We start from the raw sequence: 22,820 nt of genomic DNA on the forward strand, positions 1-22,820 counted from the left end.
AGATGTGTATAAGAGACAGACATCTTTTCGCGCCAGTCACCAAGCTGGCGCGCGAGCTCCAAGGCACGGCCTCAAAAGATGTCGCGCGCAGGCGCGCTCCTACACACGCTCTCAGACGATTTCGCGCGCGGGTTTGCGCTCCTACTGCAGAGTCGAGGGTGACGGCGGGGTTTCTACCTGGGTCAGCAGGCGCTCGGCATCCACGCGGTCGAAGACATAGCGGGTGGCGCAGAACTCGCAGATCACCTCGATCTCGCCGTCGCGGTCCGCGAGCGTCGCTTCTACTTCCTTGCGCCCCAGCGCACGCAGCATGCCCTCAACCCGCTCCTGCGAGCAGGTGCAGCCGAAAGCGAGCGGTTTCGGCTCGTACAGCCGCACCGTTTCCTCATGGTAGAGGCGGTAGAGGAGTTCCTCGGGGCGCGTGGCGAGCATTTCGCTGGCGCTGAGCGTCGCGGTGAGATGCCCGACGCGGGCCCACGCATCGTCGTCGTCCTCGGCGGCGCTGTGTCCGCCTTCCCCGGGCACCGGCTGCAACATCAGCCCCACCGCGTGCTCGCCGTCAGCGGCCAGCAGGATGCGCGCGGGCAACTGCTCGGAACGCTCGAAGTAGTTCTCCAGCGCCTGCCCGATCGACGCGGTATCGTCGAGCTGTACCACGCCCTGGTAACGGCCGCGCTCGGCGTGGCCGATGGTGATCGCCAGCATCGCCTCCGGCAGGTTGGCCAGTTCCACCCGCGACGGCAGCGCCTGCGCGTCGTAACGCGCAAGGCCACGAAGGCGGCCCTTGTCCGTGCATTCGGTGAAGAGCAGGCGCAACGCCCCCTGGCTCTTGAACTCGAGCGAAAGCGCGCCCTCGAACTTGATGTTGCCCGTGAGCAGCGCGCTGGCGGCCACGGCCTGCCCCAGGGTGTCGCGCAGGCCCGCCGGATAATCGGCACGCGAGGCGATCTCGTGCCAGCTGGCACCGAGTCGCACCAGCACGCCGCGCACGCCCGCCTTCTCGAGCATGAAGCGGTGCAGCACGTCTTCGGGAGCGAGGGTTTCGACGATCGAATCGGTCACGGCGGTCTCCTGGTGATCCAGCGGAAGATGGGGACGCCCGCGGGCACCGACAAGCCTGCCGCCGTCTTGGCCCTTATACTGCGCCATCCTTTGTCATCGCGCCGCCATGAGTCCGACGCTCCGTACGCCGCTCCGCCGGATCGCCCGCCTGTCGGGCCTGCTGCTGCTCGCATGGCTGGCGCTGTCCTGCTTCGTCGTGATCGCGCTGCGCTTCGTGCCGCCCTGGACCAGCGCGACGATCATGGAGCGCCGCGTGGGCGCGCTGGTGCACGGTGAGCGCGATTTCACGTTCCGTCATCGCTGGGTGCCATGGGAGCGCATTTCGCCACAGGTGGGCATCGCCATGGTCGCCGGCGAAGACCAGAAGTTCCCGTTCCACCACGGCTTCGACGTGGATGCGATCCAGGATGCCATCGACGCAGCCGATGAAGGCAAGCGCCTTCGCGGGGCGAGCACGATCAGCCAGCAGGTGGCCAAGAACCTTTTCCTGTGGAACGGACGCAGCTTCGTGCGCAAGGGCCTGGAAGCCTGGTTCACGGTGCTCATCGAAACCTTCTGGCCGAAGCAGCGCATCCTGGAGGTCTATATGAACATCGTCGAACTCGGCGACGGCATCTATGGCGTCGGCGCGGCCAGCGACGTGTTCTTCCACACCACACCCGACCGCCTGGGCATCGGCCAGGCCGCGCGGCTTGCCGCCGTGCTGCCCAACCCGCGCCGCTTCCGCGTCGACGCGCCGAGCGCGTACGTGCAGCGCCGCGCCGCTTGGATCGCGCGACAGGCCGCGCAGCTCGGCGGCCCTTCCTACCTCACCCGACCGGCGCCCGGCGCCGGACACGTCCGCTGAGATCATCATGTCCTTCTCGCTCGCCGTCGTCGTACCCGCCTATAACGAAGCCCAGGTGATCGGCAGCTTCCACGCCCGGCTCGGCGGCGTGCTTGACGGCATCGACGCCGTAGCGCGGATCATCTACGTCGACGACGGCAGCAGCGACGATACGTGGGCCATGCTCGCTGCGCTCGCCGAGGAAGACCCACGCGTGGAGGCCATGCGCCTCTCGCGCAATTTCGGCAAGGAGGCCGCCATGACGGCCGGCCTCGACGAAGCCGACGCCGACGCCGTCGTCGTCATCGATGCAGACCTGCAGGATCCGCCGGAACTCATCCCGGAGCTGGTGTCGCGCTGGCTCGACGGCTACGACGTCGTCTATGCCACCCGCGGCGAGCGCGCCGGGGAAACCCGGACGAAGAAGTTCACCTCGGCCGCCTTCTACCGCGTCATGGAACGGCTCTCCGATACGCCCCTGCCGCGCGATACAGGCGACTTCCGCCTGCTCTCGCGCCGCGCCGTGGAAGCCCTTCGCGGGCTGCGCGAACGGCAGCGCTTCATGAAAGGACTGTTCGCCTGGATCGGCTATCGCCAGATCGCCGTGACCTACCACCGCGACCCCCGCTACGCCGGCACGACGAAGTGGAACTACCTGCGGCTGACCAATCTGGCGGTGGAGGGCATCACGTCGTTCTCCACCGCGCCGCTGCGCGTGGCCACCTGGCTCGGCGTCTCCGCGGCGACCCTGGCCTTCCTCTATGGCCTGTGGGTGATGCTCAAGGCCGTGGTGTGGGGCGATCCGGTGCGCGGTTACCCGACCCTCATGGTGGTCATCCTCTTCCTCGGCGGCGCCCAGTTGCTGGCCCTCGGCGTGATCGGCGAATACGTGGGAAGGACCTATGCCGAGTCCAAACGGCGTCCGCTCTACTACGTCGAATCGCGGCGGGGCGGCCTATGGCGTTCGGCTGATCGCGGCCCCTCCGGGGGGCTGGAGTAAAATCCGCGGCATGCGGACCGTATTGATGTGCCACGCCGAAGACGCGTTCGACCGTGAGGGTCTCGCCGCGTGGCTAGCCTCGTTTTCCGATCTGGCCGGCCTCGTCCTGATCGAGGAAACCGGAGCGCAGAAGCGCGCGCGCGTCCGCCGCGAACTCCAGCGCGTGGGCCCCCTGCGCTTCCTGGACGTCATCGCGATGCGCCTGTATTACAAGCTCCGGCTCGCCGCCGCCGACCGGGCCTGGCTGGACGATGCACTGGCAGGGCTCCAGGCGCGTTTCGGCCGTACCCACGGCGTGCCGGAACTCCATGTCTCGAGCGCCAACGACCCCCGCGTGGCCGCCTTCCTGCGCACCTGCAAGCCGGACACGATGATCGCCCGCAGCAAGCAGCTGCTCTCGCGAAAGATCTATCGCATCCCGCGCCACGGCTGCCTGGTCATGCATCCCGGCACCTGCCCGGAGTACCGCAACGCCCACGGCTGTTTCTGGGCCCTGGCGGAGCGGGATCTCGACCGCGTCGGTCTTACCTTGCTGCGCATCGACGCGGGTGTCGACACCGGGCCGGTCTACGGCCATTTCAGCTATCCCTTCGACGAGTCGCGCGAGTCGCACGTGCGGGTGCAGTACCGCATGGTCCTCGAGAACCTCGACGTGCTCGCACAGCGCATCCGCGACATCGTCGCCGGGGAAGCGCGGCCCGTCGACGTCTCGGGCCGGCGGAGCGGCACATGGGGACAGCCATGGCTCAGCCGTTACCTGCGCTGGAAGCGCGCCGTGCGCGAGCGCGCGGCCCTGGCACCCGCCCGATGAGCCTGGCCACGCTCATGTACCACGACGTCATCGCGGACGGCCGCTGGGACGAGAGTGGCTTCCCGGGCAGCGCCGCCGCTCACTACAAGCTGGACACCGCCGACTTCATCAGCCATCTCGACGGCCTCCTCGCCGCGGGAGTGGCCTTCGCGGAACCGGATGCCGTCGTCCGGGGAAGGCGTGCGGGCTGCCTCCTGACCTTCGACGACGGCGGTGCCAGCGCGCCTGCCATCGGCAAGATCCTGCTGCGCCGGAACGTCCGCGGTTGCTTCTTCGTCACCACGGCCCGCATAGGCACGCCCGGCTTCGTCGACGCCGAAGGCCTGCGCGCCATGCGCCGCGCCGGCCACCTCATCGGCAGCCATTCGCACACGCATCCCGCGAACATCGCCAGCCTCGATGCGCAGGCGCTGCGCGAGGAGTGGCGGCGGAGCGTCGATCTTCTCGAGCAATTGCTCGGCGAGGAGATCCGGACCGCCTCCGTGCCGGGCGGCTTCATGTCGGCCGCTGTGCTGGACGCTGCCACGGCGGCGGGCATACGCGTCCTCTTTACCTCGGAGCCCACCACCCGTCACCGTCTTGCGGCTCCGTGCGCGGTGCTGGGGCGTTATGCCCTGCTGCGGGAATCGCCGGTCCGGACCGCCGTGGCCCTTGCCAGGGGCGACGGCGGAGCCCGACTGAAGCAATGGACGGCCTGGAACGTCAAGAAACCGCTGAAGCGGTGGGCGGGACCGGTGTACCGCTTCACGCGCGCGCAACTGCTGCACGGCCGCCTTTCATCAAATCGTGACTCCGCCCCGCTGCCGCGGGAGTAGACTGCATCCACCGCGGCGGCGGGCCGCGCCATCCCGGGAGTCGAGCATGCAGCAGGTCAAGCATCTCCTTGCAGAAAAGGGCAATGCGGTCTACGCGGTCGCACCGGACGCGGCGGTCTACGAGGCCCTCGAGCTGATGGCCGAGAAGAACGTCGGTGCCCTGGCCGTGATCCGCGGCGACGAACTGGTCGGCATCATTTCCGAGCGCGATTACGCCCGCAAGGTGATCCTCAAGGATCGGGCGTCGCGGGACACGCCGGTCGCCGAGATCATGACGTCGGCCGTGGTCACCATCGGGCCCGACGCCAGCGTGGACGACTGCATGCGCTTGTGCACCGATAATCGCCTCCGTCACCTGCCGGTGCTCGACGGCGGTCGCATCGCCGGCATGATCTCCATCGGAGACCTCGTGAAAGCCACCATTTCCGAGCAGAGGGAGACGATCAACCAGCTGGAAAGCTACATCGTCGGCGCTTGATCGCTCTCCGCGGCATCCCCGGATTCCGGCGCGAGATCCGGGGAGGTGGCCGCGCGCCTTGCCACTTCGATGGCGATCGCGGCCAGTCCCGCGCAGATGAGGCCGATGCCGGCGATGCCCACGCCAACGGCACGCAGGCCCTGCAGGCCGCCGGTGACCAGCAGGTCGCCGAAACGCCACACGGCGGTCTCGATGAAGTTCTTCCCCTTGTAGCGGGCCTCGCGCGGCATGCGCGTATACAGGGCATCGACGGCAGGCTTGGACATGCCAAAGGTCAGTCCACGCGTGGCTACCTGCACGATGGCGATCACGGGAACGGCCATGCCGAACAACACGGCCTCGTCGGGCCCATGCGTGGCGAGCCAGACCAGCAGCACGAGGTTCACCACCGACGGAAGCACCAATGCCCACACCGTGCCCAGGCCGCGCATCAGGAGCGGCGTAAGGGTCAGTTGCAGGAGCGCCCCGAGGCCGTTGATCCACAGGTCGAGGTTGGCGTAAAAGGCCGTGCGCGCCGCATTGTCCACGAAGTGGGTCTTCGTATAGTCCGCCATCAGTGCATAGGCCATGGTGGCGATGCCGTCGCTGAGCAGCATCAGCAAGGCCATATAACGCAGGAACGGTTGGGTGAACGCGGACTTCGCGCCCTCCATGATCAAACCGCCCAGCGCCTCGGCGCTCGTATTGCCGGCTGCGTCGTCGCGGATGGACAGCGCCAGCAGCGCCCCCAGTGCCAGCAGCAGCATCGCCGCCGATACGACCAGCATCGCCGGGACGCCGAGGCGCAGCACCAGCAGCCGGGTAAGCAAGGGACCGGCCAGGGCGCCGGCCATGCCGCCGAACGCGATGAAAGGGAACATGAGACGCGCCTGCACGGCACGGTACACGTCCGCCATGAAGCTCCAGAAGAGCGACACGACGAACAGGTTGAAGACACTCACCCAGACGAAGAAGACCCTGCCCAGGGCCACCGCGCCGATCCGGTCCTGCGCGGCAAAAGCGGGAACGAAGGCGATCAGGCACGCCACGAAGAACAGGTAGCTGCCTACGAGCACCCTGCGCCTGCGGAACCGCGACACCAGCCAGCCGAACACGGGCGTCAGCGCCAGCATCACGACCAGGACGATGGCGTAGAACATCGGCAACGACGATGATCCCGCGGCACCCACCAGCTGGTCGCGGAGCGGCCGGAGGACGTAATACGAGGTCAATACCAGGAAAAAGGAAGTGACCGAAAGGGCGAGGGTCGTTCCCCCGCTACGGGCGGCGTTCGATCGCAAGTTCACGAGGGCCGGATGTCCGGTGGGGCGGCGTGCGAAGCCTAGCACGGCCATGCGTCCCGTTCAGGGTCGTCAAGAGGCCCTCCGTTGTCGCGGGACGGGAAGTAAAAGACAATGCCGGATACCGGACTTTCCGGTGTTCCCTGCCCGCGAGAAAAGCATGTCGTTTCGTTCCGCGTCCCTGCTCGCCTGCGCGCTCGCCTGCGCCACGGCCGCTCCCTCCGCGCTAGCCGCCGCACCACAGAACAATCCGCAGAAGCCGCCGGTCGTCCACGTGGATCCCACCACCGCGAAGATCCCGGCGGAACGGGTGAAGGAAACCGTCGAGAACTACAAACGCTGGCTCGATGTGGTCGAGGCCCGCGACGCCGCGCCTGCGGTCGTCACCGCCGTCATCGTCGACGACAAGGTGGTCTACGAACGGGCCATAGGCTATGCGAACGCGAAGACCAGGGAGCCCGCCACCCCCGAGACGGTGTTCCGCCTGGCGTCGCTGTCCAAGGCCTTCGCCACCGGCGTCACCGCCGTGCTCGTGCGCGCCGGATTCCTCAGCTGGGATACCAAGCTGATCGACACCATTCCCTACTTCAAGCTCAAGGACATGCAGGCGGCCCAGCAGGCCACCGTGCGCGACATCCTCGGCCAGCGCCTCGGCCTCCCGCGGAACACCTACGACGCGATGCTTGAATCGGATGCGCCCTACGAGGAACTGGTGCGCAAGCTCGACGAGGTCGACCTGTCGTGCAAGGTCGGCGAATGCTACGGCTACCAGAACGTGGCCTTCAGCATGATCGGCGACGTGATCTTCGCGGAGACCGGCGACTATTTCTTCCGCCAGGTGGAACGGCGCATCTTCACACCGCTGGGCATGACCACCGCGAGTTACGGCCGCGATGCCCTCGAATCGAGCAAGAGCTGGGCGCGCCCACATCGCGGCAGCCCGCACCACTGGATTCCTTACGAGCCCAACGACAGCTACTACCGGGTCGCACCCGCGGCCGGCGTGAACGCCAGCCTGCGCGACATGGAACAGTGGCTGATGGCGCAGATGGGTGGCCGTCCCGACGTCCTGCCCACGCAGCTGCTCGACGTGCTGCATGCGCCGGAAGTGGCGACGCCGTCCGAGGAGCGCTCGCAACCTTGGCGCCGCGCGCGCGTCACCGACGCGCACTACGCGCTGGGCTGGCGCGTGTTCAAGTACGCCAACGAGGACCTGGTCTACCACGCGGGTGCGGTCTCGGGTTATCGCACCATGATCGGCTTTTTCCCCAAGTACCACGCCGGTGTCGTCACCATGTGGAACGCCGCCGGCCCGACGCCCGCGGGGCTGATGCCGATGGTGTTCGACAGCCTGCTCGGCCTGCCGCGTGTCGACTGGGCAGGCGTCGACGGCCCGGTACGGGCGGCGCCGGCAGCGGTGGCGGCGAAGACCGCTCCCGTGAAGAAGGCCAAGGGCAAGGCGGCGCCGAAGAAAACCGCATCGAAGGTACCCGCGAAAAAGAAGAAACCCTGAGGCCGACCCGTCCGGTACAAAAGAAACGGCCCCTCGGGGCCGTTTTCGTTTCACCTGCCGAGGTTGAACTGCAGACGTCGCCGCAGCGTCACCGCCATCGGCTCGCCATTGCGCGTGGCCGGCTTGTACTCCCAGCGGCTGACGGCGTCGATCGCGGAGCGGTCGAAGACGTGCTTGGGCTGCGAATCCACCACCGTGACGTTCCCTACCGTGCCGTCGGTGCCGACGGTGAGTTCCACGTCGACCCAGCCTTCCTGGTTCGCGCGCATCGCCGCGGTGGGATAACGCGGGCTGACCTGGCGGACGAGGACGGCGTCGCTGATCGCATCCGCCTCCGCGGCACGCGGCGCCGGTGCTGCGGCAGCGGCCGGCCGGTTGGTGGCGGCGGGTGCCTGCTGCTGGGCGAGGCGCGCCGCCTGTTCGCGCGCAGCCTGCTGGCGCTGTGCCTCGGCGGCCTGCTCGGCCTGCTGCTTCGCCGCCGCGGCAGCATTCTGCTGGGCGAGTTGCTGCGCCTTCTGCGCATCCAGTGCCTGCTGCTGTTCGCGGTCCAGCGTCTTGCGCTGCGCGTCGAGTTTGGAACGCAGGATGGTCAGCGTGTAGTTCTCCGGGTCCGCCTTGGCGAGCAGATCGATCTCGCGCTGGGCCTCGTTGAACTCGCGCTGGTTGATCGTCTGCTCCGTCGCGGCCGCACCGTAGGAGAAGGTCTCGCGCAAGGCATCGGCGGCCACCTGGTTGCCGGGCTGCTTCTGCAGCACCTTCATATAGAACTCGAAAGCGTTATTGCCGGCCGGGGCGACGAGGCGCTGCTCGTTCATCGCGGTGCGCGCCTCGGCCAGCAGCTGGTCGACGCTGAGCGCGTCGACGTTTGCCGGTGGCGCTTCTCGGGCGGCGGCCGCCTTCTGCCCCGCGGTGGGCACGGGCGTCACGCCGGCGGCTGCGTTGCGGTAGGGCCGGATGATGAGGAACCACGCTGCGATCGCCAGGGCCACGACGATGGCGACGACGGCGAGCGTGACTGGATTGACGGCGCCGCGCACAAGGCGGCGCGAAGACAGGCGTTGGTTATCCATGGCGGTTCGGAACGGACTCCGCTGGCGCGCGCCCCCAGATGGCTTGACGCGAAAGACCCCCCGTCTTCCGCAGCGCGATGTGGCGACAAGGTAACCGTAATGGGCGCGTGAATCCAGTTCGTCGGTCTAGGAGCTTTTCGGGGCCCCGAAACGAACGACCCCGGCCAGGCCGGGGTCAAGTCTTCGAAGTGGCTCCCCGCGCTGGGCACCGCGGGGAGCTAATTCGCAGAACGTACTTTCTTATTGGAGGTGACGCTTACTTGGTCTTGGCGGCCTTGGTCGCGCGGACCACCTTGGCGGCGGCGACCTTCTTCGAAGCAGCCTTGCGCGGCGAAGCCTTGCGCGTGGCCTTCTTGGCGGAGGCCTTGCGGACGGCCTTCTTCACAGCCTTCTTGGCGGCAACCTTCCTGGTGGACGTCTTGCGAGCGCCACCCTTCTTCGCAGCGGCCTTCTTCGCCGGCGACTTGCGGGTAGCAGCCTTACGGGTCGCGACCTTGCGGGTCGAGGCCTTCTTCGCCGGCGACTTGCGGGCGGAGGTCTTCTTGGCGGTGGACTTGCGGGTCGCCTTCTTGGCGGCGGATTTCTTGGCAGTGGATTTCTTGGCAGTGGCCATGGTTCGTCTCAGCTCCTCATCAGTTGGCAGTGGTTGCCCAGTAAAAGCGTGGAGGAACGCTTCGACCAGCAGGTCGCTGTTCGTAGCGTGCCTCAAATTGTTCACCTGGCGGCGAGTACGTTCATCGGAAAGCAGGCGGAGCACATGCAGCGGAATCGAGACTGTGATCTTGCGAACCGACCCTGCTTTGGAACCATGCTCCACATACGGCCTGATGAATTTTCCTGTTTCCATTCCGGGTTCCCCGTCAATTGACGCAAAAGCTATTCCTGAACATTTCCGCTGTCAATAAATTTTGGCACTAAATTGAAGACCTTGCGGATCGCGAGCGGCGGATTCGATGGGCGCCGGGAGGGCTGTCGGTGTGCTTCGCGAAGCATGTCGGCGACCATTGCAACGGCGCGACTAAATACACGCGACTCCTAATCGGGTTCAGCAAACATCATAAATAAAGGCGTTTTTCGCTCGTCGTGGAAATCGGCGAGTGAACGCAACGATGCCGGGTGCTGCGCGTCGGTCACGTCCGTCGAGGCACCGAAGGACACCGATTCCGGGGATGAACGAAGTTCGACTGGGGGTAAAAAAAAATTTCGTCCCGCCCCCCTTCGGGACAAAAAAAATGCCGGTCGAGGGTCGACCGGCATCGGATCGGGCTTGCCGAAGGGGATCAGTGATCTTCGGTTTCGATCAATTCGGCGTAGTCATCAGGCGAGAGCAGATCGTCGATTTCTTTCCTGTCGGGGACCTGCAACTTGAAGATCCAGCCTTCGCCGTAGGCGTCCTCGTTGATCGTTTCGGGTTTGTCGGAGAGCGCGTCGTTCACGGCGATCACCTCGCCCGAAACCGGCGCGTAGATATCCGAAGCGGCCTTGACTGATTCGACGACGGCCGTGCCGTCGCCCGCCTTCACCGACCTGCCCAGTTCCGGCAATTCGACGTACACCAGGTCGCCGAGCTGGGCCTGGGCATGGTGGGAGATGCCAACGGTGACGGTGCCGTCGCTTTCGACGCGGACCCACTCATGGGATTTCACAAATTTCAGATCGCCAGGGATTTCATCGCTCATGGGTCGGGCCTCGATGTCTCGGTACGGGTCTAAGGATGGGTCGGCCGATTGTACCGGTAAGTGCGCTACGGGAAAGCGTCGGGTGGCACAGCTGTCGGGAGCTCGGCTGACATGAAAGTACGCCATCGCCTGCTGTGGGTCGCGGGCGGCGCATCTACTTTGAATGCGCGGCTGATCGATGCCGTCCGCCGGCTGCCTTCCCCCTTCGTGGCACGCCGACATTCCCCATCAAGGAGACCCCACATGAAACGGATCCTCAAAACCACGCTCGTTGCCGGCGCCCTGGCGCTCGTCCTGTCCTCCCCGCTGATGGCGGCAGAAGTCGCCTCGGTCGCCGAGGCTCGCCAGGAAGCGGCCCGCAACGTCGCCACCCTCGTCGCCGACCCGGCCTTCGGCGCAGCCCTGCGCGGCCAGTTGAACAAGAACAAGGCCATGCTCGGCGATGTCCTGCGCGAATACGCTTCGGACAACGCCTCCGCCAAGACGGAAGTCAGCGACACGCTGCGCGATCTGGACCGTCAGGCGATTCGCCTGCGCGGACTGGACGGCGCCGTCGGCGAACTGCTCGACGTTCGCTTGTCCGGCAGCGCGGACGACCTGTCGGCGGTGAACGTGAAGAACGTCTGGACCGCGACCCTCGTGAAGAACACGGCGACCCGGCAGCGTGAGCTCGTGGCCTACGACCCCTCCGGCACGGAACACCGCTACCCGGCCGACGCCGCACCGGCCGTTCCGATGCTGATCGTGGAGTCGAAAAACAGGGCGGCGATGAGCGCCGGCATCCAGGTCATGAACGAGGTGATGCGCAGCGAAGGCCTGCAGGCGAAGCAGACCGGCACCCGCCGTGCATCCGGTACGGAGGACCTCACGATCCTCACCGATATCTACCTCACCGACGATCGCGAACCGAACACCGCCGGCGATGCCGACATCTTCGCCGTCGTATCAGGCGTGAATCCCGAGGGCAAGGTCGAGATCGTCAACGTCGACATGCCCTGGCTGGACCACGACAAGCGCTGGTACGCCCCGAGGCAGGACCTGATCGCCTGGAGAAATTTCGCCGCCAACTACGTGAACGTGCAGATCTTCGAGGACGACGGCGACACCAACTTCAAGGACATGGTCACCAAGGTCATCGACGCCGTCGGCGACCTCTCCCTCCTCGTTTCGCCGGGCGCACAGCCTGCCGTCATCATCGCCGGGATCTCCAAGATCGCCAGCGAGATCATCAAGGCGATGCCAGGGAAGTGGTTCCAGAATTCGGCGGACTACATCGATTCCTTCTACGTGATCGAGCGCGGCACCAGCTCCACGCGCGAGGAACCCCTGGTAGGTGCCCGTGGGTGGGCAAAGGTCGGACTCAAGCCTTACGTTGCCGGCGCGCAACAACTGAAGGAGGCGGTGGACAAGACGAATGACGCGCGCAAGGAAGCGATGAAGGGCCACTGATCCAAGAAGAAGGGCGGCCAGGCCGCCCTTCTTTCCTGCCATCAGTCGACGATGCCCGGCATCGGCTGGCCGTCACGGACGAAGGGGAACTTCACCACGCGCACCGGCACCTCGCGACCGCGGATGTCCACGCGGACCTCGCCCAGCTCGCCGGCCGGAACGCGGGCAAAAGCCACCGACTTGCCCAGCGTCGGCGCGAAGCCGCCGGAAAGGATCTCGCCGTCGCCGGCGGCGGTAAGCACCTTCTGGCCGTGGCGAAGCACGCCCTTGTCGTCCATGACCAGACCTACCATGACCCGCGGCACGCCGTCGGCCTTCTGCTTCTCGAGCGCCGCGCGCCCGATGAAGTCACGGCCGTCGTCGAGGGAGACCGTCCAGGCGAGCGAGGCCTCCCACGGGGTGACCGTCTCGTCCATGTCCTGGCCGTAGAGGTTCATGCCGGCTTCGAGGCGAAGCGTATCGCGCGCGCCCAGGCCCGCCGGCGCCACGCCCGCTTCGCGCAACAGGTTCCACAGTTCAACCACGCGCGTATTGGGCACCACCACCTCGAAGCCGTCTTCCCCGGTATAACCGGTGCGGGCGAGGAAGAGCGGCATGCCCTCGGGTCCTTCGATTTCGATCGCAGCGAACTTGCCGAGCTTGCGCGCCTTCTCGCGCGCTTCCTCCGGCAACAGTCCGATCAGCTTCTCGCGGGCGTTCGGACCCTGCACGGCGATCATGCCGAACTCGGAACGCTCGCGCACGGTCACGCCGAAGGCGACCGCCTGTTTGCCGATCCAGGCAAGGTCCTTTGCGCGGGTGGCGGCGTTCACCACCAGGCGGAAGAAGTCTTCGCGGAGGAAATACACGATGAGGTCGTCGACGACACCGCCGTTCTCGTCGAGCATGCAGGTGTACAGGGCCTTGCCCGGCTTCGCCAGCTTGTCGACGTTGTTCGCGACCAGCTTGCGGAGGAATTCGCGGGTCCGCTCGCCGTGAAGGTCCACCACGGTCATGTGGGAGACGTCGAACATGCCCGCATCCCGGCGCACGGCGTGGTGCTCTTCGATCTGCGAGCCGTAGGCGATGGGCATGTCCCAGCCGCCGAAGTCGACCATGCGGGCACCCAGCTCGCGGTGGGAGGCGTTGAGTTCGGTCTTGTCGGTCATCGGCGTACCTTGCAGGGATGGGCGGCGGGGAACAGCCTCCCATTATCGGGCCCGCGGCCCCGGAAGGCCAATGTGGGCCAAGACAAGCGGACACCGAGTCCTGCTAGCCTTCTTCCATGGCGACAGCATCCCTCCCCGGCTCGGCGACCTTGACCCGCGATGCGGACGGCGCACGGCTGGTCCTCGCCGGCGACTGGACGCTGCCGCACTACAGTGCGCTGCAGCGGCGGGCGGGCGAACTGGCCGGGAGCGTCGACGCCGGCATCGCGATCGACATCGCCCGCCTGGGCGCCCTGGATACCTCCGGGGCCTTCGTCATCGCCGAACTGCTAGGCAGTTCGCGCACCCAGGCGCTCGCGCAGGACGAAGCGCTGGCCCCGGCACGGCGCGCCCTCCTCAAGACGGTGGGCGACGCGATCGACACCTACTGCACCGGCGTGAAGCGGCCGCGGGATGCCGGCTTCGTGGTGCTGCTCGAGCGCATCGGCCGGGGCATGCAATCGTTCTGGAAGCAGACGGCCAAGCTGCTCGCTTTCATCGGCATCACGCTGCAGGGCTTCCTGGCCACGGCGTGGCGACCGGGTCGCTGGCGGGTGACTTCCCTCGTGTCGCACATCGAGCAGACCGGCCTCGACGCCGTGCCCATCCTGGCGCTGCTCTCCTTCATGGTCGGCTGCGTGGTGGCCTTCCTCGGCTCCACCGCGCTGGCGAGCTACGGCGCCAGCCTGTTCACGGTGGACCTCATCGGCTTTGCCTTCCTCCGCGAATTTGGCGTGCTGCTCACCGCCATCCTCCTCGCCGGGCGGACGGCCAGCGCCTTTACCGCGCAGATCGGCTCGATGAAGTCGCGGGAGGAAATCGACGCCATCCGCACATTGGGCCTCGATCCTGTGGAACTGCTGGTGCTGCCCCGGGTGCTCGCCCTCCTGATCGCCCTGCCCCTGCTTACCTTCCTCGCGATGATCGCGGGCATCGCCGGCGGCGCGGTGGTCTGCATGGCGGTGCTGAAGATGTCGCCGTCGATGTTCCTGACCACATTCCAGGCAGGCATGTCGCTCAGCCAGTTCCTGGTCGGCATGGCGAAGGCTCCGGTGTTCGCCTTCATGATCTCCGTGATCGGCTGCATGGAAGGCTTCAAGGTCGCCGGGAGCGCGCAGTCGGTCGGCGAGCACACCACCTCGGCCGTGGTGCAGTCGATCTTCGTGGTGATCCTGCTCGACGCGGTGGCGGCCCTCTTCTATATGGAGATGGGCTGGTGAACGCGGAGACCCTGCCTGAAGTCCCGCGGGAGACCGTGATCCAGGTTCGTGGCCTGGTCAACCGCTTCGGCACGCAGACGGTGCACGAGAACCTGGACCTCGACGTCTATCGCGGCGAGATCATCGGCATCGTCGGCGGCTCCGGTACCGGCAAGTCGGTGCTGCTGCGGACGATCGTGGGACTGATGCGCCCCGTGGCGGGCGAGGTGCGCGTGTTCGGCGAGAACCTGCTGTCCCTGCCCGAGGAGCGGCGCTCGCGGGTAGAACGCCGCTTCGGCGTGCTGTTCCAGAGCGGCGCGCTATTTTCCTCGCTGACCGTCGCGGAAAACGTGGCCCTGCCCCTGGTCGAGCACGCCGGGCTTCCGCGCGTGGATGCGCAGCGGCTGGCCGGCGTGAAACTCGCGCTCGCCGGCCTGCCGGTCGATGCCGGCCGCAAGCATCCTTCGCAACTCTCGGGCGGCATGATCAAGCGTGCGGCGCTCGCGCGTGCGCTCGCGCTGGATCCCGAGATACTCTTCCTCGACGAGCCGACCGCCGGGCTGGACCCGATCAGCGCCGCCGCGTTCGACAGCCTCATCGTCACCCTGCGCAATGCGCTGGGGCTCACCGTGTTCCTCGTGACCCACGACCTCGACACCCTGTACTCCACCTGCGATCGCGTCGCCGTGCTCTCGCAACGGCGCGTGCTCGCCGCTGCGCCTATCGACGAGGTGGCGCGGACGGACGATGCCTGGGTACAGGCGTATTTCAACGGACCGCGCGGCCGCGCGGCCGCCCTCGCCGCCCATCGAGGCTGAAGCTATGGAAACACGTGCCCATCACATCCTCATCGGACTGTTCACCGTCCTCGTCGTGCTCTTCGGCCTGGGCTTCGGCGTCTGGCTGGCCAAGGCGCATTCCGATCAGGAATGGAACTACTACGACGTGGTGTTCAACGAGGCGGTGACTGGCCTCTCGCGGGGAGGTGCCGTGCAGTACAACGGCATCCGCCTGGGCGACGTGATGCAGCTGCGCCTGGATCCGGAAGACCCGCGGCGCGTGCTCGCCCGCATCCGCGTGTCGGGCGATACACCGCTGCGCAAGGATACCCACGCCAAGCTCGCACTCACCGGGGTGACCGGCGTGGCCATCATCCAGCTTTCCGGTGGCTCGCCAGGCAGTCCGCCGCTGGTGGGTCACGATGGCGAGGTGCCGGTGATCGTCGCCGATCCTTCGCCGCTCTCGCGCATCCTCGCCAACGGTGAGGACCTCATCACCAACATCAACCAGGCGGCGGCGCGGGCCAGCCAGCTTCTGTCGAAGGAGAACGTGCATGCCATCGAACGCACGCTCGACCACCTCGACAAGACCACTGGCGTGATCGCCGACGAGCGCGAGGACATCCGTTCGTTGATCAAGCAGCTGACCCTGGCGACGCGGCAGGCCAACGAGACCCTCGCCGAGAGTCATGCGCTGGTGCGCAATGCGAACGGGCTGGTCGAGGGCCAGGGCAAGGCCACACTGGAAAGCGCGCAGCGCGCCATGGCCTCGCTGGAACACTCGACGGCGACGATCGACCGCCTGCTCAACGACAACAACGATGCGATCAGCGGCGGGGCGGCGAGCCTGGGGCAGCTCGGTCCGGCCCTGCACGAACTGCGCGACACGCTCGGCTCGCTCCGTTCCATCACCCGCCGGCTCGACGAGAATCCCAGCGGCTACCTGTTCGGCCGCGAGAACACCAAGGAGTTCACCCCATGAGCCGAGCCCGCCTCGCCGTCCCGCTGTTCTTCGCGCTGCTGTCGGCGTGCTCGATCCTGCCCAAGCCGGAGACGCCCCGCATCTTCACGCTGCCCGCGGCACCGGGTGCGCGACCCGCAGCGGCTGCGCCGGTGAACTGGGCGCTGCGCATCGCCGCGCCAAACGCGCCACGTGCCCTCGATAACTCGCGCATCGCCGTCGTCCCGGAAGCGAACACGATCACGGTGTATGCCGGTGCGCGCTGGTCCGACACCATGCCGAAAATCTTCCGCGACAGGCTGGCCGATGGCTTCCGCGACAGCGGGCGCGTGCAGGCACTCAGCACGGACGACAGCGATCTCGCCGCCGACTACGAGCTTGGTGGCGGACTCGGCGCCTTCCAGACCGAATATTCCAGCGGGAAGCCTGAGGTAGTGATCCGCTACGACGCGGTGCTCGCCGATACGCACAAGCACCGTATCGTGGGGAGCCGGCGCTTCGAGGTGCACGAGGCCGTGGACGGGAAGGAAGTGCCGCAGGTCGTCGAGGCATTCGGGCGGGCGATGGACAAGGTGACCGGGGAAGTCGTGGGCTGGACCTTGCAGACCGCCCGGTAGGAGCGCGCCATGCGCGCGACAGCTTTTCGCGCCAGTCCCAAAGCAGGCGCGCCAGCCCTAAGGCACGGCCTCAAAAGATGTCGCGCGCAGGCGCGCTCCTACCGGATCTGGCGGAAGGTGAGGTTTATGCGGGGGCCGTTGGTTCGTTTGCGCACCGGCAGGTCGTGCTTGTAGAGATGCTGCGTGGCGCCGGCCATGCGCAGCAGGCTACCGTGGCCCAGCTCGATCGACACCGGCTCGCCGCCCGCTTTGGCGCGGAAACGGAACGTCCGCTCCGCGCCGAGGCTGAGCGATGCGATCACCGGGTTCCTGCCCAGTTCCGACTCGTCGTCGCTGTGCCAGCCCATGCGATCGGTACCGTCGCGATACAGGTTCGCGAGCACGCTGTTGAACGAGGCACCGCACGCTTCGGCCGCGCGATCGCGCAACCCGAGCAGGGCAGGCGTCCAGGGATGCGGTACGAAGCGCGTGCCGGAGTAACGATACGTCGCGTCCTCGTCGCCGATCCAGGCGCTGAGCCGTGGCGAGTCGACGACGCGCCCGAACATCCGGATGCGGTGCACTTCCCACGGTAACTCGACCATAAAAGCCGAAAGCAGCCGGTCGGCTTCCCCCTGCGCAAGCCAGTGCGCGGCGAAGGTCACGTCAGCGCCGGGCAGCTCGATGCGGGACCATCCGGAGGGCACGCTATGGTCGTCCATTGCAGGGACGCGCGGCTCCCACTCAGGCCGGCTCGACCGGGTAGGCCGGCGCGGCGTCGAGCGAAGACGCGCAGACGCCGGCGAGCTCGAGCAGGCGCAGGTCGGAACCGCGGGCACCGACCAGTTGCAGCCCGACCGGCATGCCGTTCGGCAACGTGCCCATCGGAATGCTCACGGCCGGACAACCGGCGAGGCTGGCGAAGGCACACAGGTCGGCTTGCGACGAAGGCACCGGACCGTCGAGGGGGAACGCACCCTGCGGCGTGGTCGGAAGCACGAGGACATCGACCTTTGCGAACAGGCGGCGCATCTTCAGGGTGGCCGCATCCAGCACCAGGTCGGCCGTGGCGTAATCGGCCGCCGACTTCCTGGCCGCGAAGCCGACCATGTCGCGGAAGCCGGGCGATACCGGATAGGCCTCGTCGGCGAGTTCGGAGGCGAACGTGTTGAGCATTTCCGCCTCCATCAACAGCAGGCCGGCGCGGCGGGTGCGGGCGAAATCCCAGTCGGAGAAATCGACCATGCGGCGCTCGCCGAGCTCACCCTGCAGTTTGGACAGGGCATCTTCGAACACGTCGATGACGTCCTTCTCGACACCGACCGCAGCCAGGTCGGGGAGGAACCCGGCGCGCAGGTTGCCCGGCTCCCAGTCCGGCGGCGAGAAGGCCACGCGGCGGCGGCGCGAACGGGCGTCGTCCGCGTCGTAACCGGCGAGGGTCTGCAGCAGGACGGTGAGGTCGTCCACTCCCCGTGCCAGCAGGCCCACGGCGTCGAGACGGCGCGCCGCAGGCACGAGGCCCCGGGCAGAGATCTCCCCATGCGTGGGTTTCAGCGCGTAGACACCGCAGTAGCTCGCGGGCACGCGTATCGAGCCGAGCGTGTCCGAACCGATCGCGACCACGGCGAGACCGGCCGCCACGGCCGCCGCCGCACCTCCCGACGATCCGCCCGCGGTGTATCCGAGGCGATGCGGATTGTGCGTTGCGCCATGGAAGGGATTGTTCGTGACGAGGCCGAGCGCGCCCTCGTCCATGTTCGTCTTGCCCAGCAGCACCGCGCCCGAGGCACGCAACCGGGAGACGACGTGGGCGTCCTGCTGGGGAACGACGGTGCGCCGGCGCATGCCGGCGCGGGTCGGCACGCCGGCGACGTCGAAGTTGTCCTTGATCGCAAGCGGCAGGCCGTCGAGGCGGCCGATCACACCGTCGCGGCGCCGGCGGTCTGCCGACAGCGCCTGTTCCTGGATCAGCGAGACGCTGAAATCCACATAGGCGTTGAGCCGGGGATTGAGACGCTCGATGGCGTCCTGGTACACGTCGGAAAGAGCCTGTGGCTGGACCCGCCCGATGGCTAGCCAATGCAGGATCTGCAACAGGGTGGCGCGGCGCATGTCGACATCGGCGACCGGCGGCATCGTGTTCATGAACTCTCCTTGTGCTTGGGAGGATTATGAACGTGACATGTGAAGATCGTGCAACCCCAAGGGGACCGCCAAGCCGTTTGAAACACCGATTTGCCCCGTTCCCGGCGAAACCGGACAATACCGGGTTGATTCCGCAGCCAGCCGTTGAGTGAGCCAGCCATGAGCGAACGCGAAACCATGGAATACGACCTCGTCGTCGTCGGGGCCGGCCCTGCCGGGCTCGCGTTCGCGATCCGTACGAAGCAGCTCAATCCGGAGGTTTCGGTCTGCGTGATTGAGAAGGCCTCCACGATCGGTGCGCAGATCCTCTCCGGCGCGGTGATCGAGCCGGCGCCGCTCGACCGCCTGCTGCCCGGCTGGCGCGACAACCCGCCGCCGGTCTGCCAGCCGGTGACCAAGGACGAGTTCTGGATCCTGCGCGACCACGCTTCCGGCATGAAGATGCCGATGGCGCCGCCGCAGATGAACAACCACGGCAATTTCGTCGTAAGCCTCGGGGCGCTCTGCGCATGGCTGGCTCCGCAGGCGGAAGCCCTCGGCGTGGACGTGTTTCCTGGTTACGCGGCCGCCGAGGCACTGTTCGACGAGAACGGTGCCGTGGCAGGCGTGCGCATCGGCGACATGGGCATCGCGCGCGACGGCTCGCACAAGCCCGGCTACACCGAGGGCATCGACATCCGCGCGAAGGCGACCGTGCTCTCCGAAGGCTGCCGTGGCCACATAAGCAAGACGCTGATCAAGAAGTTCGACCTGGACGCCGGCAGCGACCCGCAAACCTACGGTATCGGCCTCAAGGAACTCTGGCAGCTGCCGCCAGGCCGCGGCACGCCGGGCAAGGTCGTGCATACCGTCGGCTGGCCGCTGCCCAGCGACGTCTACGGCGGCAGCTTCCTGTACCACCTGGACAAGGATCGCGTGGCGGTCGGCTTCGTGGTCGGCCTGGATTATCCCGATCCGAACTTCTCGCCGTTCGAGGCCTTCCAGCAGTTCAAGCACCATCCGCACGTGAAGGACCTGCTGGAAGGCGGCAGCATCGTGTCCGCGGGTTCCCGCGCGATCATCGAGGGCGGCTACCAGTCGCTGCCGAAGGTGGAGATGCCCGGCGCCATCCTCATCGGCGACGCCGCGGGCCTGGTCAACGTGCCGAAGATCAAGGGCACCCACCAGGCCATCGCTTCGGCGATGCTTGCCGCCGAGCACCTCATGGCGACGAACTTCGATACCGCCGGCTGGGACGCGAAGCTGCGCGGATCGGCGGTGATGCACGAGCTGAAGAAGGTGCGGAACATCCGTCCCGGCTTCAACAAGGGCATGTGGTGGGGCCTCGCCAATGCCGCCTGGGAGACCATCACCTTCGGCCGCTCGCCGTGGACCCTGAAGAACCACGCGGACTGGTCCTCGCTGGGCAGGCTCGACCGGTACGAGGCCCCGAAGAAGGATTACGTGGAACGCACCCTCGCCCCACGCGACCGCCTCGCCAGCGTGTATTTCGCCGCGACCGAGCACGACGAGGACCAGCCGGTACACCTGAAGGTGGCCGATACCTCGATCTGCATCGATCGCTGCACGACGGAATACGGCAATCCCTGCCAGCGCTTCTGCCCGGCCGGCGTCTACGAGATCGTGCAGGACGAAGCGGGACGGCGCCTGCAGATCAACGCGGCGAACTGCGTGCATTGCAAGACGTGCGACATCAAGGACCCGTACCAGATCATCACCTGGGTGACGCCCGAGGGTGGGTCCGGGCCGAATTACCAGAATCTCTGAGCATGCGCGCCCGCCTGGGATGGCTCGGCTGGTTGGTGATCGTGGCGGCCTGCCTATGGCTGCCCTGGCACGCGCTCTTCGAAGGTAGCGGCCCCTTCGTCCGCCAGCTCTCGCGTTCGCTGGCGTGGAAGAGCATCGCTGAATGCCTGCTGTTGCTCGGCACCGTGTATGGGAGCCTGCGCCTGCGCAAGGGCGGCATCGTGCTGGCCGTGCTATGCGCCGAGGTGTACGCGCGGCGGCATGGAGTGGATATCACCTTGCTCCTGCTCGCGGCTTACCTTGCGGGCATGCATGCGCTGGGGCGCTGCGCTGCCGGCGCCCTCGGGATGCCTTCGGGTCCCACGCTGGATATCCGCCTTCGCGACACGGTGTTCGGGCTGGTGGCCTGGTCCGCCGTCGCCTGGATCGCGTCGCTCGCCGGCGCCGGAAGCCTCGGGGCCATCCGGGTGTTGGCCGTCACCCTCCTGGGAGGCGCCCTCGTGTTCTGGTGCTGGCGATGGCGCAGCGAGATCGCCGTGCCGGCGCGTCCGGTCACGCGCAGCAGCGCGTTCCTGCTGGCGTCCTTCGTGATGATCGTGCTCATGCTCAGCGCAAAGTCCGCATCGGCCGTCGACAGCGACGCCCTCTGGTACGGACTCAATGCCGATCGCGTGCTGTTCGGCGAGGGTGGACTGTTCCAGGATCAGGGTCTGGTAGCCCATGTGCATTTCTATCCGAAGCTGGCGGAAGCGCTGCAGGCGCCGTTCCTTGGCCTGGGAAGCGCCAGCCTCGTCACGGGCTTCAGCCTGGTCTGCTGGGTGCTTCTCGTGGCCACGTCGCGGGAAGTGCTACGCGAACTCAAGCTGGAGGGCCTTGTCGCATGGTCCGGCGCGCTTATCGCGTGCGTGGTGCCAGCCGTCGCGGCATCCGCAGCCACACCAAAAGGCGAACTGCTCGCGGCGTGGCTCTGCCTTTGCGGAGTACTCGCAGGTCTTCGTCTGAGACATGGCAAGGGCGCCTCCGCCTGGCTCGGCTTGGGCCTCGCCGCGGTGCTCCTCGCCCCCCTTGCTCGCCTGACGGTGCTTCCTTATGCGGCTATCATCTTCCTGTTCATCGTCAGCTCCGCCGTGCGCGAACGGCAAGGAGCAGGCCGCTGGTTCATCGTCCCTGTCGTCGTCGCAACAGCGGTCGGCTTCCTGGTTTGCCTGCGCACTTTTCAGCAGACCGGTGTGGCGCTGATTTCGCCGGATCTCGTCGTCGATATGCAAGGAATGCTCGGATGGCGCCTGCACGACGACATCGGTCGCTACGTGCCTGTTTTCAGGACGCCATTTCCTGGCGGGCTGGTCGATTCGCTCTTCGGTCCGGCCACCTATATCCACCAGGCCCTGTTCTGGATGGGAAACGGATGGCTTCCCTTGCTTCTGGCGGCGATCGCATTACGTGGCTGGAACTGGATGCGGGCACCGGCCACGCTCTTCCTGCTCATCATCGGCTTCTCGATGTATGCCCTGCTCTATGCCTACCGATACGGGAATGACGGTGCCGACGGCAACTATTTCATCGTGCCCATCGTCCTGCTGCATCTAGCCACATGGGCGGGCCTTTTCCGGGGCGACCCCGAGCCCGTGACGTCGCGCGCGTTAACCACAGGCATCGCGGCGATCGCTGCATTTTGCCTGTTCCTGGTGGTAACGACAGCCAACTGGTTTCCAGGCACTGGCCGCCTGGATGCCCGCTTCGACCGAATGCCATTTCAGGAACTGCGCACGCTGGCCGATGCACGGTACCGCGTGAGCGGACTGGGGCCGCTCGCCGCCGCGCTTGAAGCGTGGCCTTCTCATACCCGCATGCTCGGCGACATGCCCGCGCTGGATGGGGGCTATTTCCCCGTGCGCTATGAATCTCTGGGGGTAATATCGTGGGCTCGCCCGCCGTTGCTCGCAAATTCGGACGCAATGACCAGGTTTTTCGGCGACCATGGAATCCAGCTTGTAGCATTGAGCCAAGACCCCGCGACAGCCTTCATCCACGAGCGGGTACGTCCTGTCCTGGATGAACTGGCGCGTCGCGGAGCGGCCAGGAAGATGAACATCGATGGTAGTTCCGTGAATCTCTGGATCTTGGAACCATCCCAGACCAGCGACGGCCCGCTAACATGGACGGCTGGACCGGGAGGTAAACTTTAGTGTCAAACCCATTGTCATGGCGATACAAGCGTCTG

At 66.7% G+C, this 22,820-nt stretch carries 21 protein-coding genes; 13 read left to right on the forward strand and 8 right to left on the reverse strand.

Annotation, left to right across the window (positions count from 1 at the left end; translation table 11 throughout):
- Positions 1-141: 141 nt before the first annotated feature.
- Positions 142-1,062, reverse strand: coding sequence for an Hsp33 family molecular chaperone HslO (gene hslO, locus ACR9ZH_RS12350; RefSeq protein WP_481291048.1), 921 nt, complete (start codon positions 1,060-1,062; stop codon positions 142-144).
- 106 nt (positions 1,063-1,168) lie between these two features.
- Here hslO and mtgA point away from each other — a divergent pair, with 106 nt between their 5' ends.
- From mtgA to ACR9ZH_RS12375, 5 genes are read left to right on the forward strand one after another with little or no spacing between them, the layout of a single operon-like run.
- Complete coding sequence (mtgA, locus tag ACR9ZH_RS12355; RefSeq protein WP_481291049.1) at positions 1,169-1,909, forward strand: monofunctional biosynthetic peptidoglycan transglycosylase; 741 nt, start codon at positions 1,169-1,171, stop codon at positions 1,907-1,909.
- Between the two features lie 7 nt (positions 1,910-1,916).
- Positions 1,917-2,888: a glycosyltransferase family 2 protein gene (locus tag ACR9ZH_RS12360; protein ID WP_481291050.1), complete on the forward strand. Its 972-nt coding sequence runs from the start codon at positions 1,917-1,919 to the stop codon at positions 2,886-2,888.
- A 25-nt stretch (positions 2,889-2,913) separates the two neighbouring features.
- Entirely contained in the window at positions 2,914-3,699 is a 786-nt protein-coding gene (locus ACR9ZH_RS12365) for a formyltransferase family protein (protein WP_481291051.1), read from the forward strand.
- Positions 3,696-4,514, forward strand: a complete 819-nt coding sequence (locus ACR9ZH_RS12370; RefSeq protein WP_481291052.1) for a polysaccharide deacetylase family protein — start codon at positions 3,696-3,698, stop codon at positions 4,512-4,514. The genes ACR9ZH_RS12365 and ACR9ZH_RS12370 overlap by 4 nt, the downstream gene beginning before the upstream one ends.
- Before the next feature lie 46 nt (positions 4,515-4,560).
- Positions 4,561-4,992 (forward strand): CBS domain-containing protein, encoded by a 432-nt coding sequence (locus ACR9ZH_RS12375; protein WP_481291053.1) that lies wholly within the window; start codon positions 4,561-4,563, stop codon positions 4,990-4,992.
- Here ACR9ZH_RS12375 and ACR9ZH_RS12380 read toward each other — a convergent pair.
- Entirely contained in the window at positions 4,974-6,278 is a 1,305-nt protein-coding gene (locus ACR9ZH_RS12380) for an NTP/NDP exchange transporter (RefSeq protein ID WP_481291054.1), read from the reverse strand. The genes ACR9ZH_RS12375 and ACR9ZH_RS12380 overlap by 19 nt on opposite strands.
- Before the next feature lie 154 nt (positions 6,279-6,432).
- Between ACR9ZH_RS12380 and ACR9ZH_RS12385 the strand changes: the two genes are divergently transcribed.
- A complete protein-coding gene (locus ACR9ZH_RS12385) occupies positions 6,433-7,785 on the forward strand; it encodes a serine hydrolase domain-containing protein (protein ID WP_481291055.1) in 1,353 nt (450 codons plus the stop codon).
- A 50-nt stretch (positions 7,786-7,835) separates the two neighbouring features.
- Here the strand turns inward: ACR9ZH_RS12385 and ACR9ZH_RS12390 are convergent, their stop codons facing one another.
- The 3 genes from ACR9ZH_RS12390 to gcvH all read right to left on the reverse strand — a co-directional run bounded on the left by ACR9ZH_RS12390 (position 7,836) and on the right by gcvH (position 10,534).
- On the reverse strand, positions 7,836-8,855 hold the full coding sequence (locus tag ACR9ZH_RS12390) for an energy transducer TonB (RefSeq protein WP_481291056.1): 1,020 nt from the start codon (positions 8,853-8,855) through the stop codon (positions 7,836-7,838).
- A gap of 256 nt (positions 8,856-9,111) precedes the next feature.
- Positions 9,112-9,702, reverse strand: a complete 591-nt coding sequence (metJ, locus tag ACR9ZH_RS12395) for a met regulon transcriptional regulator MetJ (RefSeq protein ID WP_481291057.1) — start codon at positions 9,700-9,702, stop codon at positions 9,112-9,114.
- A 433-nt stretch (positions 9,703-10,135) separates the two neighbouring features.
- Positions 10,136-10,534: a glycine cleavage system protein GcvH gene (gene gcvH / locus ACR9ZH_RS12400; RefSeq protein WP_481291058.1), complete on the reverse strand. Its 399-nt coding sequence runs from the start codon at positions 10,532-10,534 to the stop codon at positions 10,136-10,138.
- Positions 10,535-10,777: 243 nt separating this feature from the next.
- On the opposite strand from gcvH, the gene ACR9ZH_RS12405 reads away from it, so the two are divergent.
- Positions 10,778-11,983, forward strand: coding sequence for a DUF3103 family protein (locus tag ACR9ZH_RS12405; protein WP_481291059.1), 1,206 nt, complete (start codon positions 10,778-10,780; stop codon positions 11,981-11,983).
- Between the two features lie 41 nt (positions 11,984-12,024).
- Here ACR9ZH_RS12405 and gcvT read toward each other — a convergent pair whose 3' ends face one another.
- On the reverse strand, positions 12,025-13,131 hold the full coding sequence (gcvT, locus tag ACR9ZH_RS12410) for a glycine cleavage system aminomethyltransferase GcvT (RefSeq protein WP_481291060.1): 1,107 nt from the start codon (positions 13,129-13,131) through the stop codon (positions 12,025-12,027).
- Between the two features lie 116 nt (positions 13,132-13,247).
- Here gcvT and ACR9ZH_RS12415 point away from each other — a divergent pair, with 116 nt between their 5' ends.
- The 4 genes from ACR9ZH_RS12415 to ACR9ZH_RS12430 are packed head-to-tail and all read left to right on the forward strand — an operon-like array spanning position 13,248 to position 16,726.
- Positions 13,248-14,390, forward strand: coding sequence for an MlaE family ABC transporter permease (locus ACR9ZH_RS12415; protein WP_481291061.1), 1,143 nt, complete (start codon positions 13,248-13,250; stop codon positions 14,388-14,390).
- Positions 14,387-15,187: an ABC transporter ATP-binding protein gene (locus ACR9ZH_RS12420; RefSeq protein WP_481291062.1), complete on the forward strand. Its 801-nt coding sequence runs from the start codon at positions 14,387-14,389 to the stop codon at positions 15,185-15,187. The genes ACR9ZH_RS12415 and ACR9ZH_RS12420 overlap by 4 nt, the downstream gene beginning before the upstream one ends.
- A gap of 4 nt (positions 15,188-15,191) precedes the next feature.
- Complete coding sequence (locus tag ACR9ZH_RS12425) at positions 15,192-16,130, forward strand: MlaD family protein (RefSeq protein ID WP_481291063.1); 939 nt, start codon at positions 15,192-15,194, stop codon at positions 16,128-16,130.
- Entirely contained in the window at positions 16,127-16,726 is a 600-nt protein-coding gene (locus ACR9ZH_RS12430; protein ID WP_481291064.1) for an ABC-type transport auxiliary lipoprotein family protein, read from the forward strand. The genes ACR9ZH_RS12425 and ACR9ZH_RS12430 overlap by 4 nt, the downstream gene beginning before the upstream one ends.
- Before the next feature lie 98 nt (positions 16,727-16,824).
- Here ACR9ZH_RS12430 and ACR9ZH_RS12435 read toward each other — a convergent pair whose 3' ends face one another.
- Both ACR9ZH_RS12435 and ACR9ZH_RS12440 read right to left on the reverse strand, forming a co-directional pair.
- Positions 16,825-17,427 carry an alpha-ketoglutarate-dependent dioxygenase AlkB family protein gene (locus ACR9ZH_RS12435; protein ID WP_481291065.1) on the reverse strand — a complete coding sequence of 201 codons (603 nt, stop codon included), beginning with the start codon at positions 17,425-17,427 and terminating at the stop codon, positions 16,825-16,827.
- Positions 17,428-17,449: 22 nt separating this feature from the next.
- Positions 17,450-18,850 (reverse strand): amidase, encoded by a 1,401-nt coding sequence (locus ACR9ZH_RS12440; RefSeq protein ID WP_481291066.1) that lies wholly within the window; start codon positions 18,848-18,850, stop codon positions 17,450-17,452.
- 159 nt (positions 18,851-19,009) lie between these two features.
- On the opposite strand from ACR9ZH_RS12440, the gene ACR9ZH_RS12445 reads away from it, so the two are divergent.
- Together ACR9ZH_RS12445 and ACR9ZH_RS12450 are read left to right on the forward strand one after the other, a co-directional pair.
- Entirely contained in the window at positions 19,010-20,617 is a 1,608-nt protein-coding gene (locus ACR9ZH_RS12445) for an electron transfer flavoprotein-ubiquinone oxidoreductase (protein ID WP_481291067.1), read from the forward strand.
- 35 nt (positions 20,618-20,652) lie between these two features.
- Positions 20,653-22,785 (forward strand): hypothetical protein, encoded by a 2,133-nt coding sequence (locus tag ACR9ZH_RS12450; RefSeq protein ID WP_481291068.1) that lies wholly within the window; start codon positions 20,653-20,655, stop codon positions 22,783-22,785.
- Positions 22,786-22,820 lie beyond the last annotated feature (35 nt).

This window comes from Luteibacter sp. SVR4-7G (genome assembly GCF_056755555.1).

Bases quoted from the DNA above. Each gene is read 5' to 3' on its own strand.
- mtgA (WP_481291049.1), top strand. From the start codon at position 1,169: ATGAGTCCGACGCTCCGTACGCCGCTCCGCCGGATCGCCCGCCTGTCG.
- ACR9ZH_RS12360 (WP_481291050.1), top strand. From the start codon at position 1,917: ATGTCCTTCTCGCTCGCCGTCGTCGTACCCGCCTATAACGAAGCCCAG.
- ACR9ZH_RS12365 (WP_481291051.1), top strand. From the start codon at position 2,914: ATGTGCCACGCCGAAGACGCGTTCGACCGTGAGGGTCTCGCCGCGTGG.
- ACR9ZH_RS12370 (WP_481291052.1), top strand. From the start codon at position 3,696: ATGAGCCTGGCCACGCTCATGTACCACGACGTCATCGCGGACGGCCGC.
- ACR9ZH_RS12375 (WP_481291053.1), top strand. From the start codon at position 4,561: ATGCAGCAGGTCAAGCATCTCCTTGCAGAAAAGGGCAATGCGGTCTAC.
- ACR9ZH_RS12385 (WP_481291055.1), top strand. From the start codon at position 6,433: ATGTCGTTTCGTTCCGCGTCCCTGCTCGCCTGCGCGCTCGCCTGCGCC.
- ACR9ZH_RS12390 (WP_481291056.1), bottom strand. From the start codon at position 8,855: ATGGATAACCAACGCCTGTCTTCGCGCCGCCTTGTGCGCGGCGCCGTC.
- metJ (WP_481291057.1), bottom strand. From the start codon at position 9,702: ATGGAAACAGGAAAATTCATCAGGCCGTATGTGGAGCATGGTTCCAAA.
- gcvH (WP_481291058.1), bottom strand. From the start codon at position 10,534: ATGAGCGATGAAATCCCTGGCGATCTGAAATTTGTGAAATCCCATGAG.
- ACR9ZH_RS12405 (WP_481291059.1), top strand. From the start codon at position 10,778: ATGAAACGGATCCTCAAAACCACGCTCGTTGCCGGCGCCCTGGCGCTC.
- gcvT (WP_481291060.1), bottom strand. From the start codon at position 13,131: ATGACCGACAAGACCGAACTCAACGCCTCCCACCGCGAGCTGGGTGCC.
- ACR9ZH_RS12415 (WP_481291061.1), top strand. From the start codon at position 13,248: ATGGCGACAGCATCCCTCCCCGGCTCGGCGACCTTGACCCGCGATGCG.
- ACR9ZH_RS12425 (WP_481291063.1), top strand. From the start codon at position 15,192: ATGGAAACACGTGCCCATCACATCCTCATCGGACTGTTCACCGTCCTC.
- ACR9ZH_RS12430 (WP_481291064.1), top strand. From the start codon at position 16,127: ATGAGCCGAGCCCGCCTCGCCGTCCCGCTGTTCTTCGCGCTGCTGTCG.
- ACR9ZH_RS12435 (WP_481291065.1), bottom strand. From the start codon at position 17,427: ATGGACGACCATAGCGTGCCCTCCGGATGGTCCCGCATCGAGCTGCCC.
- ACR9ZH_RS12440 (WP_481291066.1), bottom strand. From the start codon at position 18,850: ATGAACACGATGCCGCCGGTCGCCGATGTCGACATGCGCCGCGCCACC.
- ACR9ZH_RS12445 (WP_481291067.1), top strand. From the start codon at position 19,010: ATGAGCGAACGCGAAACCATGGAATACGACCTCGTCGTCGTCGGGGCC.